Consider the following 12,334-nt stretch of genomic DNA (forward strand, 5'->3'; position numbering starts at 1 on the left):
TTAATTAATTTATAACAAATATTAATTTTTATTCATAACTCTTATTCCTAACTTTGGTTTCATTTTTCTTATTAACTAAAAAATAGATTATGTCATTTGAATTACCAAAATTAAACTATGCCTTTGATGCATTAGAACCTAATATAGACGCACGAACAATGGAAATTCATCATGATAAGCATCATGCTGGATATACAAGTAAATTAAATGCTGCTATTGCTGGTACAGATTTAGAAGGCAAGACTATAGAAAATATCCTTATCAACCTTGATATGTCTAACGGTGCTGTTAGAAATAATGGTGGAGGATATTATAATCACTGCTTATTCTGGGAAGTAATGTCTCCGAACGGAGGAGGAGCTCCATCTGGAGAACTTGCAGAAGCTATCAATAGCGCTTTTGGTTCATTTGATGCATTTAAGGATGCTTTTTCTAAAGCAGCAGCAACACAATTCGGTTCTGGATGGGCATGGTTATGTGTTCACGAAGGAGGTAAAGTAGAAGTATGTGGAACTCCTAATCAGGATAATCCATTAATGCCTAATGTAGGTTGTGGTGGAACTCCAATTCTTGGTCTAGATGTATGGGAGCATGCATATTACTTAAATTATCAAAATCGCAGACCAGATTATATTAGTGCATTCTTTAATGTAATCAACTGGGATGAAGTTTCAACTAGATATGCTCAAGGGAAGTAATATCTAATATATACTACAAAACAAAAAGAGTCATAATAATGTTATGACTCTTTTTTTATATATCAATTTTTACAAAATGTTCTAAAATAAAAAAAGGTGGAAAGTCCACCTTTTTTTGCCCCAAATCTACCATGAACTTAACCTACTTATGCTATGGCTCTGCTAATATAAAGCGTTATTTCAATGTGGAAAAATGTTTTAGATGAAAAGCCAAAATACTTGTTGAAATACACAAATTAACTGATTTTAACAACAAGATATTTTATTTTTTAATAGGCTCTTTCATCTTTTCCTTCGAAAAAGTTTATAAATGCCTTATTTACAACTCGATTCCCTCCTGCAGTAGGATAATCTCCAGTAAAGTACCAATCGCCAAGGTTTTTAGGACATGCCTTATGAAGGTTGTCCACGGTTTGATAGATAATTTTTATTTCTGCGCCAACAGTCTCATCACTTAAAAGTTCTGCAATTTTATCACTTATTTCCTGATCTGTGAACCCTTCATATATTTCTTTTACAAAATTATGAACTTTTTCATCTGCTAAGTTTTCTTGTGCTTTACACTTTTTATAAACTTCTTCAACTAAGCTATAATTGCCATTTTCTTTTAATAACTCTAAAGAAGCCTTAAAAGCAATTAAACCTTCTAGTCTGGCCATATCTATTCCATAACAGTCTGGATAGCGTATTTGTGGAGCCGAGGATACTACTATAATCTTTTTCGGATTTAACCTATCAAGCATTTTAATAATACTCTTTTTAAGCGTCGTTCCTCTAACTATACTGTCATCAATAATTACCAAATTATCTTCCGACTTTACCACCCCATATGTAACATCATATACGTGTGCAACTAAATCGTCTCTACTACTATCCTCAGTTATAAAGGTTCTGAGCTTAGCATCTTTTATTGCCAATTTCTCGGTTCTTAATCTTGCGGATAATATTTCGGATAAACGTTCATCAGTGAGCGAATCTTTTTCTGCAAGAATCGTCTCGTTCTTTTGTTTATTAAGTTCATCTTGGGCGGCTTCCACCATTCCGTAGAATGAAGTTTCTGCAGTATTTGGAATAAAAGAAAATACAGTATTTACGGTATCATGATCTATTTCTTTTAATACCTGTGGCATAATAAGCTTACCCAGATTCTTTCGTTCTTTATATATTTCTGCGTCACTACCTCTAGAAAAATAAATACGTTCGAAAGAACAAGCTTTTCTTTCTAACGGATCCATAATTTTACTTATGGATGTTTTTCCATTTTTCTTAACTATAATTGCCTTACCAGGGTCTAATTCGATTACCTGATCAAAAGGAACATTAAATACTGTTTGAATAACAGGTCGCTCGGAAGCTACCACGACTACTTCATCATCTTGATAATAATAAGCGGGTCTAATTCCTGCTGGGTCCCTAAGAACAAATGCATCTCCATGACCTAACATTCCTGCCATAGCATACCCTCCATCCCAATCTTTAGAAGATTTCTTTAAAATTTTAGCAACGTTTAATCGCTCTACGATTTGTGGAGAAGCATCTACTTTACTGTATCCTTCTTTCTTAAGCTTTTTATATAACTTGGCAACTTCAGAATCCAAAAAGTGACCAATTTTTTCCATTACTGTTACGGTATCCACATGATCCTTAGGATGCTGCCCTAATCTCACCAGATTTTCAAATAAGACATTATTATTTGTCATATTAAAATTACCTGCGACGATAAGATTACGATGCATCCAGTTATTTTGTCTTAAAAAAGGGTGCACACTTTCTACACTATTTTTCCCAAAAGTCCCATAACGCACATGCCCTAAAAGAACTTCTCCTATATATGGTATGTTCTTTTTTTGTAAATCAACATTATCCGTATACTCTGGATGCTCTACAAGCTCTTTGTTAATTCGATCATTAATCTGTGAAAAAATATCCTGAATAGGCTGAGAAGCACTTGATCGAACTCTACTTATATATCTTTCTCCAGGAGGTCTATCTAATTTAATACTTGCAAAACCAGCACCATCTTGTCCGCGATTATGCTGTTTTTCCATCATGAGGTACATTTTATTAACTCCGTAAAATGCACTACCATATTTCTCCTTATAATACTCTAATGGTTTCAGTAATCTTATAAATGCTATTCCGCATTCATGTTTTAAGGCATCACTCATTGTATTCCAAAAATTCTATTGTTGTGTTGTAGTAGGTTTGCTCTAAATAAATCATTAATTAAAAAAAGCCCTCACTAAAATCGAAAAGGGCTATTTATTGTAAACTATGATAATTCTATTTCGAATTGTGTTAGCTCTTTAAATTGTTTAAGTCGCTTTTGAACTTCGTCCCTTTCCAAATTTTCCATTCTTTCTGTTCCAAATTTCTCTACACAGAACGATGCTAAATTGGATGCGTGAATAATCGCATTTTTCATATTCTCGAAAGAAAGGTTTCCTGTTTTGGTTAAATACCCCGCAAAACCTCCTGCAAAAGTATCACCTGCTCCTGTAGGATCAAAAACCTCTTCTAATGGCAATGCTGGTGCAAAGAAAATTTGGTCTTTATGAAATAATAAAGCCCCATGTTCTCCTTTTTTAATCACCACATATTTAGGACCCATTTTTTCTATTGCTCTTGCAGCTTTCACCAAAGAGTACTCTCCACTTAATTGCCTTGCTTCCTCATCATTTATGGTAATAACATCTACTTTAGAAATAACTTTATGCAAGTCATTTATAAAAGCATCCTCCATCCAAAAATTCATAGTATCTAAAATAGCCAACTTAGGCTTCTCCTTAAACTGTTCTAAAACACTAAGCTGTACCAACGGATTTAAATTTCCTAATACTACAATCTCCGCATCCTTATAATTTTCAGGAACCACTGGTTGAAAATCGGCTAATACATTTAGCTGAGTCTCTAATGTATCTCTCGAATTCAAATCATTATGATATTTACCACTCCAGAAAAAAGTTTTACCTCCTTCTACGATTTCTATTGCAGATGTATCAATATTTTTTGCTTCTAATGTTTTAAAATAATCCTTAGGAAAGTCTTCTCCAACCACAGAAACTATTGCAGATGGAATGTTAAAGTTGGAAGCAGAAAGTGCAATGTACGGAGCAGCTCCGCCTAATATCTTATCTGTTTTGCCAAAAGGTGTCTCAATAGCATCAAAAGCAACGGAACCTACAATAAGTAATTTACTCATAAAATAGCTTAATAATTTTTTGCAAATATACGCTTTACTTTTTACTAAAAACTTTAAAACGATTACTTAGATATTATGTCCTTTTTTATCCAACTAAAAGCTTTGTATAAACCTTTTTTATGTTACATTGCGGCTCATATTTATTTTGAGTTGTTTTTGTGGATATGCCATAATGATTTTATGTTAAAAACTTCTTTTCTTTCAAAAAAACTTGGATTCCTACTAAAATAATGTTAAATTTGTCATAACTTTAACATAAACTCAACATAATTATGAAAAAAAGTAAGATAGCTAGACTTGCGCTAGCTGCCCTAATCTCCTTTTCTCTAACCAATTGTGACAAGGACACAGAAGATGTATTAGAGACGAACGAAATCGACTTTTCAAAATCTGCACACGTATGTATTGCTAAATGGGATGCTCCTAATGGTGCTAAAGCTACTAGTGTAAAGGCTAAGCAATGGGAACCTGGACAAACTATCCGTGTAAAATTCTTAAATGGAAATAGTTTTGTACAATCCAAAGTAAGACAGTATGCGGTTGAATGGGAAAAGTACGCTAATTTAAAATTCCAATGGGTTACCTCTGGAAGTGCCAATATAAAAATTGCTTTTAGAGAAGGGCAATATGCCGATGAAGCTGGTTCTTGGTCATACCTAGGAACAGATTCTAACAGTTATGCACATAGTATGCACTTTGGATGGTTTAACGACAATACTACTGATACCGAATTTAGAAGAACAACTATTCATGAGTTTGGTCATGCTTTAGGTTTAATCCATGAACACCAAAACCCAGTTGCTGGAATTAACTGGGATAAAGATGCTGTATATGCATATTATGCTGGTGCTCCTAATTATTGGTCGCAAGCACAAGTAGACAACAATCTTTTTAGACGTTATGATGCTAGTATCAGTAATTATAGCGAATATGATCCATTATCAATTATGCATTATCCAATTCCTGCAGAACATACTCTAGATAGAGTTGCAGTTGGATCTAACACACAGTTATCTGCAACTGATAAGGCATTTATTGGAACAATTTATCCATTTCCAGATTCTGGAGATATCTGCGCAGGTGTAGCTCCTTATAACGGAAACACTTCATATGCTACAGGAGATAAAGTAACTTATAACGGTACACTTTACCAAAGAACTAGTACTGGGTGGAGTAATCTTGGTGAATGTGGTAGCTCGGATCCTTGTGACGGTGTAGCTCCTTATAACGGAAACACATCGTATTCTGTTGGTGACCAAGTAACTTATAACGGAACTCTTTATCAAAGAACTAGCACTGGATGGAGTAATCTAGGACCTTGTGGTGCATAAAAATAAAGAATAATTGATACAAAAGCTCTAGAGATACAGATCTAGAGCTTTTTTTTATATCAAGTTTACGTTCGAAATGTAATTCTAATTTAAACGTTGATTCTTCAAGAGTTTAGATTTTCTAAGGTACTTCTAAGGTTTTTAAAAGTTCTAAAAGGTCCAAGTACTAATAATGAATTCGTAATAAACGAAGGTAAAGTACCTTCAGGATTTACATAAAGTTGCTGAGTGACTTGAACATAACCATTTTTCTCTTCTAATAGCCAATGTCCAACCAATTCCTGAACTCTAAGTATATTTTTTACTTCTGGAACCTCTGTTGATGCAGAACTAATGATTAATTCTGCTTTATTATTAGAAATCTTATTCAATTTTAATTTAGAAACCACATCCCTATCAGTTATAGGCCAAGGAAAATCATTCTTCACATAAAAAATATAGTCTTTATTGTCAGATACCTTAACCAAATGGCTAACTCCATTTTCGCAGTTGTGATTATACCGTGGAGCTGTTAACAACTCTTGTATTACCTTATCCAAGGAAGTTTTAATAGATGTTACCGCTTTATATTCTTTATATCGGGTATCTTCATAATTTCTAACCCATATTTTTATTCCTTCACTATCCTTAGAAAGACTCCAATCATCCTGGCTCCATATTGTTAGTGGAATCAAAATGAGTAAAAAGAAAGATATATTTTTGATATTTATTTTTTTCATTTCTAAGTCATTAGGTTCACTACTTGATAATGATTTAGTAGAAAAAGAATAAATTGAATTACAAAAGGGCCTTGTTAAAGTACGTTAAATAGGAATTTATTTCCTTCCAAAATCTGCTGGAATCTCACCCCAAGCTTTTGTTTCCCATTTAACAATTTTGGTTGTATACGTGTTTTCTTTAAGCCATATGATCGCCCGATCAACTAAATCAAACATTTGCTTATTTTTAGAACTTCTCTTTAGTTTGGTCTTGCAGGTTTTTTGTTTTACCCAACCCATCGCTATTTTAGAATCCGTATATAAAATCCGATCACTCCCTTTCTTTTTAAGGTATGCAAGACCGTGCACTAACGCCAAAAACTCACCTATATTGTTTGTTCCCTGAGGAAAAGGGCCTTGATGAAAAAGCTGTTTTTCTGTCTGAGTATCTACACCTCTGTATTCCATTTTACCAGGATTCCCGCTTGAAGCCGCATCAACCGCAATAGAATATAAATTAGGCTCTCCAATTTTTGATAATTGTTCTGGAGTTAAAGAAGATTTTGGTTTGCTCTTTCCTCTATAATCCTCATAATTTCCATTGTACGCTTTTTTGGCCAGGTCAAAAGATTCAAAAGATTTATATTTCGCATTTGCATATCCTTTTACGGCAGCTTTACAATCATCCCATTTGTTATAAATTCCAGGCTTGTGTCCTTCCCAAACGACATAAAACTTTTCCTTTTTGGCCATGTTTCTAATAACTATAAATATACTTTTAAATTAAAACTGATTATCAGATTTCATCTCTTAAACCTAAAACCTTTTCTATAACGACAGGAAAGTATTTATATTCTAAAGTATGGATAGCCTTTGCCAAATCCTCAGCAGTATCTTTTTCGCTTATAGCAGTTTCTGCCTGAAAGATAATTCCACCCTCATCGTAGTGTTCATTTACAAAATGAATGGTAATACCACTCTCTTTTTCCCTGTTTCTAATAACCGCTTCATGTACATGGCTTCCATACATCCCTTTTCCTCCATATTTTGGAAGTAATGCGGGATGGATATTAATCACTTTATCTGGGAAAACATCAATGATCTTTTTAGGAAATATCCATAAAAAACCTGCCAAGACAATGATATCTGGTTCGGCATCTTTTAGCACATTTAATACATCATTAGAACCATAAAATGACTCTTTGTCAAAGTGTAACGCCTTTACTTTAAGGTCATGAGCTCGTTTTAAAACTTTGGCACGCAGGTTGTTAGAGAACACATGTGTTACCTCTGCATTCTTGCGTTCTTGAAAGTACTTAATAATATTTTCGGCATTGGTACCGGAACCGGAAGCAAAAATTATGATACGCTTCATAGCAATAGAGTGTTAGTTTAGAGAGCACAAAAAAAATAATTATTATCCATTTTTAGGCAGCAAAAAGCCAATACTTCCATATATTTGATAAATTACAAATACATTTTTAGAGGATTATGGGGTTTTAAAATAAAGTTTTTTATTTTTGCGACCTAATTAAAAAATTAAAATTAAACATTATGTCAGACATTGCATCAAGAGTAAAAGCGATAATCGTTGACAAATTAGGAGTAGACGAAAATGAGGTTGTAACTGAGGCTAGCTTCACAAATGACCTAGGCGCTGATTCGTTAGACACTGTAGAGTTGATTATGGAATTCGAAAAAGAATTCGATATTCAAATTCCAGATGATCAAGCTGAAAACATTGCAACAGTTGGTCAAGCAATATCTTATATTGAAGACGCAAAGTAAATAACTTCACAACATTATATGAATCTTAAGCGAGTTGTAGTCACAGGACTAGGGGCATTAACGCCCATCGGTAACAATATTTCGGAGTATTGGGATGGTTTAGCAAACGGTAAAAGCGGATGCGCTCCTATTACTTATTTTGATACTGAAAATTTCAAGACTAAATTTGCTTGCGAAGTCAAAAATTACAATCCCACAGACTATTTTGATAGAAAAGACGCACGCAAATTAGATAAATTTGCGCAGTATGCTATTGTCGCTTCTGAAGAAGCTATAAAAGATGCTGCTATCGACCTTGAGAAGGTTGATAAATTTAGAGTGGGTGTTATCTGGGGTGCTGGTATAGGTGGATTAGAAACTTTTCAAGAAGAAGTTATTGGATATGCTAATGGAAATGGAACTCCTCGTTTCAATCCTTTCTTTATTCCAAAAATGATCGCCGATATAGCTCCAGGACATATTTCTATACGAAATGGTTTTATGGGACCAAACTATACTACGGTTTCAGCCTGCGCTTCATCTGCAAATTCAATGATAGATGCTTTAAACTATATTCGTTTGGGGCATTGTGATATCATTGTTACAGGAGGAAGTGAAGCAGCTGTAACAATTGCTGGTATGGGAGGATTTAATGCGATGCACGCACTTTCTACAAGAAACGAAAGTCCAGAGTCTGCTTCCAGACCTTTTGATGCAACCAGAGATGGTTTTGTATTAGGAGAAGGTGGTGGTGCTCTAATTCTTGAAGAATATGAACATGCAAAAGCAAGAGGTGCTAAAATCTATGCAGAAGTTGTAGGTGGTGGCATGTCTAGTGATGCATATCATATGACAGCTCCTCATCCTGATGGAATAGGAGTAGAGCGTGTAATGCTCAATTGTTTGAGAGATGCAGGTGTTCAACCAGAACAAGTAGATGCTATAAACACTCATGGAACATCCACACCATTAGGTGATGTTGCAGAATTAAAAGCAATTACTAAAGTATTTGGTGATCACGCACAGAACATTAACATAAATTCAACAAAATCTATGACTGGACATCTACTAGGTGCTGCAGGTGCTATCGAAGCCATTGCTTCTATACTTGCTATGCAAAATAGTTTGGTGCCTCCAACAATCAATCACACTACTGTGGATGAAAACATAGATCCTACGTTGAATTTGACCTTAAACAAAGCTCAAAAGCGTGACATTACATACGCTATGAGTAATACTTTTGGTTTCGGAGGTCATAACGCATGTGTGTTATTTAAAAAATTAGACGAATAATAATGAGTGTTATTCGCAACATACTAAATTCCCGCTCTGACAAGAACGGGAATTTTTTTTCTAAAATCCAAAACATATTGGGTTTTAAGCCAAAAAGCATTGGGCCTTATGAAAAGGCTTTTACTCACAGGTCTTTAAATCTTAAAGACAAAAAGGGAAATGCAATAAACTATGAGCGTTTAGAATTCCTTGGTGACGCTATGCTAAGTAGTGTTATTGCTGCCCATTTATTTAAGGAAGTTCCAGAAGGAAACGAAGGATATCTTACCAAAATGCGCGCTAAAGTAGTAAGTCGGAAACACCTGAATGAACTAGGCAAAGATCTTAAGTTAATAGATCTTGTTCGTACTAATATTCCAAAATCTCAATTTGGTATTAATATCCACGGTAATCTCTTCGAAGCTTTAATTGGCGCCATTTATCTCGATCGAGGATTTGTTTATTGTGAACGTTTTATACATGAATCAGTTATTAATCCTTATGTTGACATAGAAAGTTTAGAAGGACAAATAATTAGTTACAAAAGTTTACTTATAGAATGGTGTCAAAAAGTTAAAAAGAATTTTAACTATGAAATCTATGAAGATACTGGAAAAGACGAAATGAAACATTTTGCGGTAAAACTCTGGATAGACGATAAAGTAGTAGCAAAAGCTAGAGCAACCTCAAAGAAAAAAGCTGAAGAAAAAGCATCCAAGAGAGCTTATTTCGCATTTCAGTCAAAAATCAATTTCCCATAAAATCTAACTTTTCTTTAATTTCTGTTTTATTAAGCTGTTAATAGACTATTAAATTCTCATTTTATAGCAAGTTTGAGGTGTAGAGTCCTAAAAGATACTAACTCAATCGTTTTCGTATAATATCTTTATCTTTTATTAAACTTCTAAGGAGATTTTATTTGTATATTTCTCGATAATTTTGGAAAAATGTAAATTCTAATGGCAATCCAAAGGCTGGTTTTAGACGATGTTATTGATGATGATTATGAGCTTATTGCCGTTCATAGTTCGATAGCTACCTACAGATTAGCTTTTATTTTAAATAAGCATCTAGACTTACGACTTTTCAGAAAAAAAGAAGATATAAATTTTGAACATGAGACACATACGGCAAGTTTTCCGATGTTTCAGTATCATGATCAATTTAGATATAATATGTATAGTCTGTTGGGAAATAAATTTAAAACAAAAATTAAATCCGATACGATAGCAGCTGAAGGCTTATTTGCATCAACTGCTTCAGAAAGAGCTATTACAGAATATCTAATTCCTGAACTAAAAAATGTAGATTACTTTTTAAAGGTAGAAGCTGAAACTTCCCAATTTTCAAGTAAAGCTCTCATAGAAAATCTACTTACTATTCCACAAATTGTAACTGCTTACGCTGTGGATTATACTCAACTAAAATCAAAGAACAACTTAATATTTGAATAATGCCAAACTCCAAAAAAACTAAGATAGTGGCAACGCTTGGACCCGCTACAAGCACGAAAGATGTACTAAAAAAAATGCTAGAAGCTGGTGTAAACGTTTTTAGAATCAACTTTTCGCATGCTGATTATGAAGATGTAAAAGAGCGAGTAAAAATGATTCGTGACTTAAATGCCAAACATGGGTTTAATGCTGCTATTTTAGCAGATCTACAAGGTCCAAAATTACGAGTTGGTGTCATGAAAGGTGATATTATTGTTAACGATGGAGATCATATAAATTTTGTTACTGGAGAACCTTTCGAAGGAACTTCCGACAGTGTTTATATGAACTACGCAAACTTTCCAAAAGATGTAAAATCCGGAGAAAGAATTTTATTAGATGACGGGAAATTAATTTTTGAAGTTGTTTCTTCTAATAATAAGGATACAGTAAAGGCAAAAGTAATTCAGGGAGGTCCTTTAAAGTCTAAAAAAGGAGTTAACTTACCTAATACGAATATTTCTTTACCTGCGCTTACAGAAAAGGACGTAAAAGATGCAATTTTTGCCTGTAGTCTAGAAGTAGATTGGATTGCATTATCATTTGTTAGACATGCTCAGGATCTTATAGAATTACAAGATCTTATTAAGGAACACAGCGAACATAAGATTCCTATCGTTGCAAAAATCGAAAAACCTGAAGGTGTAGAAAATATAGATAAGATTGTTGCTTATTGCGATGGTCTTATGGTTGCCAGAGGAGATCTAGGTGTAGAAATTCCTGCTCAAGAAGTTCCTTTAATTCAGAAAAAGTTAGTGCTTAGGGCTAAGACGGCTAGGATACCTGTTATTATAGCAACGCAGATGATGGAGACCATGATCGATAGTTTAACCCCAACACGTGCAGAAGTAAATGATGTTGCCAACTCGGTAATGGATGGCGCTGATGCAGTTATGTTATCCGGAGAGACTTCGGTAGGTAAATATCCTGTACAAGTTATCGCTACTATGACTAAAATAATTAATAGTGTAGAAAACTCTGAGCTTATTCAGGTTCCTCAGGACCCTCCTCATATAAGAACTAATCGATTCATTACTAAATCTATTTGTTACCATGCAGCACATATGGCCAACGATATTAACGCCAAAGCTATCTGTACATTAACTAATAGTGGTTATACCGCTTTTCAGATTTCTGCCTGGAGACCAGGAGCTCACATTTTAGTATTTACCAGTAATAGAAGAATATTATCACAACTAAGTCTTCTTTGGGGCGTTAAAGCATTTTATTACGATAAATATGTAAGTACTGACGAAACAGTTCATGACGTTAATAATTTAGCATTAGAACGAGGTTTTGTAGAAAAAGGTGATATGCTTATCAATCTAGCAGCCATGCCAGTAATAGAAAAAGGAATGGTAAATACCTTAAGAGTATCACTTATGTAAAAGAACCTCTTTGCTATAGAAAGAAACAAAAAACGACTTCTGATGATTATAATTCAGAAGTCGTTTTATTTTAGGCTGAAGCATTAAAAATACCTTCCAGATCTTCTATAGTTATGGGTTTAATTAAGTAATCTTTTACGCCTTTGATTTCTTTTGCTTTATTAATATCCACTGGATTGATAGAAGAACTCACAATATACAGGGTGATCACTTTACCAAACTTATTCTTTATCCCACAAAATTGTTCTAAAAACTGCCATCCATCCATTACTGGCATATTAAGGTCAAGAAAAATTATTTCTGGAAGATTTTCCTCATCCATATTACTTAAGATAGCTTCAAAATAGCTTAATGCTTCTTTGCCATTCTCAAAAACTAATAAGTTTTTGCAAAGGTGTTTTGCTTCAATTATTCGTTTTACCAAATTTACATAGACACTATCATCATCGATGATACATGCTATTCCTATTTTATCGCCCATTTTA

At 33.9% G+C, this 12,334-nt stretch carries 13 protein-coding genes; 7 read left to right on the forward strand and 6 right to left on the reverse strand.

Annotation, left to right across the window (positions count from 1 at the left end; genetic code table 11):
- Positions 1-89: 89 nt before the first annotated feature.
- A complete protein-coding gene (locus Q1B37_RS16190) occupies positions 90-698 on the forward strand; it encodes a superoxide dismutase (protein WP_299609878.1) in 609 nt (202 codons plus the stop codon).
- Positions 699-967: 269 nt separating this feature from the next.
- Here Q1B37_RS16190 and Q1B37_RS16195 read toward each other — a convergent pair whose 3' ends face one another.
- Entirely contained in the window at positions 968-2,866 is a 1,899-nt protein-coding gene (locus Q1B37_RS16195) for an amidophosphoribosyltransferase (RefSeq protein ID WP_299609876.1), read from the reverse strand.
- 104 nt (positions 2,867-2,970) lie between these two features.
- The gene (locus tag Q1B37_RS16200; protein WP_299609874.1) at positions 2,971-3,900 is read right to left on the reverse strand and encodes a PfkB family carbohydrate kinase; all 930 of its coding nucleotides are present in this window, start codon (positions 3,898-3,900) and stop codon (positions 2,971-2,973) included.
- A 272-nt stretch (positions 3,901-4,172) separates the two neighbouring features.
- Between Q1B37_RS16200 and Q1B37_RS16205 the strand changes: the two genes are divergently transcribed.
- Positions 4,173-5,231, forward strand: a complete 1,059-nt coding sequence (locus Q1B37_RS16205) for a carbohydrate-binding protein (protein ID WP_299609871.1) — start codon at positions 4,173-4,175, stop codon at positions 5,229-5,231.
- A 104-nt stretch (positions 5,232-5,335) separates the two neighbouring features.
- Here the strand turns inward: Q1B37_RS16205 and Q1B37_RS16210 are convergent, their stop codons facing one another.
- From Q1B37_RS16210 to Q1B37_RS16220, 3 genes are all read right to left on the reverse strand, one after another.
- Positions 5,336-5,950, reverse strand: a complete 615-nt coding sequence (locus tag Q1B37_RS16210) for an START domain-containing protein (RefSeq protein ID WP_299900197.1) — start codon at positions 5,948-5,950, stop codon at positions 5,336-5,338.
- A 96-nt stretch (positions 5,951-6,046) separates the two neighbouring features.
- Positions 6,047-6,682, reverse strand: coding sequence for a ribonuclease H family protein (locus Q1B37_RS16215; protein ID WP_299609868.1), 636 nt, complete (start codon positions 6,680-6,682; stop codon positions 6,047-6,049).
- A 43-nt stretch (positions 6,683-6,725) separates the two neighbouring features.
- A complete protein-coding gene (locus Q1B37_RS16220) occupies positions 6,726-7,304 on the reverse strand; it encodes a phosphoribosylglycinamide formyltransferase (RefSeq protein ID WP_299900200.1) in 579 nt (192 codons plus the stop codon).
- Between the two features lie 179 nt (positions 7,305-7,483).
- On the opposite strand from Q1B37_RS16220, the gene Q1B37_RS16225 reads away from it, so the two are divergent.
- The 5 genes from Q1B37_RS16225 to pyk all read left to right on the forward strand — a co-directional run bounded on the left by Q1B37_RS16225 (position 7,484) and on the right by pyk (position 11,849).
- On the forward strand, positions 7,484-7,717 hold the full coding sequence (locus tag Q1B37_RS16225; protein WP_027394586.1) for an acyl carrier protein: 234 nt from the start codon (positions 7,484-7,486) through the stop codon (positions 7,715-7,717).
- A gap of 18 nt (positions 7,718-7,735) precedes the next feature.
- A complete protein-coding gene (gene fabF / locus Q1B37_RS16230; RefSeq protein ID WP_299609865.1) occupies positions 7,736-8,989 on the forward strand; it encodes a beta-ketoacyl-ACP synthase II in 1,254 nt (417 codons plus the stop codon).
- A 2-nt stretch (positions 8,990-8,991) separates the two neighbouring features.
- The gene (gene rnc, locus Q1B37_RS16235) at positions 8,992-9,729 is read left to right on the forward strand and encodes a ribonuclease III (protein ID WP_299609863.1); all 738 of its coding nucleotides are present in this window, start codon (positions 8,992-8,994) and stop codon (positions 9,727-9,729) included.
- Positions 9,730-9,927: 198 nt separating this feature from the next.
- Positions 9,928-10,422, forward strand: coding sequence for an IPExxxVDY family protein (locus tag Q1B37_RS16240; protein ID WP_299609862.1), 495 nt, complete (start codon positions 9,928-9,930; stop codon positions 10,420-10,422).
- Entirely contained in the window at positions 10,422-11,849 is a 1,428-nt protein-coding gene (gene pyk / locus Q1B37_RS16245) for a pyruvate kinase (RefSeq protein WP_299900203.1), read from the forward strand. Before Q1B37_RS16240 ends, pyk begins: the two co-directional genes overlap by 1 nt.
- 70 nt (positions 11,850-11,919) lie before the next feature.
- On the opposite strand, the gene Q1B37_RS16250 is transcribed toward pyk, so the two are convergent.
- The gene (locus Q1B37_RS16250; RefSeq protein ID WP_299609858.1) at positions 11,920-12,330 is read right to left on the reverse strand and encodes a response regulator; all 411 of its coding nucleotides are present in this window, start codon (positions 12,328-12,330) and stop codon (positions 11,920-11,922) included.
- Positions 12,331-12,334: the final 4 nt, after the last annotated feature.

Source organism: uncultured Aquimarina sp., from assembly GCF_947492965.1.
Lineage (GTDB): Bacteria > Bacteroidota > Bacteroidia > Flavobacteriales > Flavobacteriaceae > Aquimarina.

Coding starts and splice junctions, on each gene's coding strand:
- Q1B37_RS16200 (WP_299609874.1), bottom strand. CDS start 3,900: ATGAGTAAATTACTTATTGTAGGTTCCGTTGCTTTTGATGCTATTGAG.
- Q1B37_RS16215 (WP_299609868.1), bottom strand. CDS start 6,682: ATGGCCAAAAAGGAAAAGTTTTATGTCGTTTGGGAAGGACACAAGCCT.
- Q1B37_RS16195 (WP_299609876.1), bottom strand. CDS start 2,866: ATGAGTGATGCCTTAAAACATGAATGCGGAATAGCATTTATAAGATTA.
- Q1B37_RS16225 (WP_027394586.1), top strand. CDS start 7,484: ATGTCAGACATTGCATCAAGAGTAAAAGCGATAATCGTTGACAAATTA.
- Q1B37_RS16240 (WP_299609862.1), top strand. CDS start 9,928: ATGGCAATCCAAAGGCTGGTTTTAGACGATGTTATTGATGATGATTAT.
- Q1B37_RS16220 (WP_299900200.1), bottom strand. CDS start 7,304: ATGAAGCGTATCATAATTTTTGCTTCCGGTTCCGGTACCAATGCCGAA.
- Q1B37_RS16210 (WP_299900197.1), bottom strand. CDS start 5,950: ATGAAAAAAATAAATATCAAAAATATATCTTTCTTTTTACTCATTTTG.
- Q1B37_RS16190 (WP_299609878.1), top strand. CDS start 90: ATGTCATTTGAATTACCAAAATTAAACTATGCCTTTGATGCATTAGAA.
- Q1B37_RS16250 (WP_299609858.1), bottom strand. CDS start 12,330: ATGGGCGATAAAATAGGAATAGCATGTATCATCGATGATGATAGTGTC.
- fabF (WP_299609865.1), top strand. CDS start 7,736: ATGAATCTTAAGCGAGTTGTAGTCACAGGACTAGGGGCATTAACGCCC.
- Q1B37_RS16205 (WP_299609871.1), top strand. CDS start 4,173: ATGAAAAAAAGTAAGATAGCTAGACTTGCGCTAGCTGCCCTAATCTCC.
- pyk (WP_299900203.1), top strand. CDS start 10,422: ATGCCAAACTCCAAAAAAACTAAGATAGTGGCAACGCTTGGACCCGCT.
- rnc (WP_299609863.1), top strand. CDS start 8,992: ATGAGTGTTATTCGCAACATACTAAATTCCCGCTCTGACAAGAACGGG.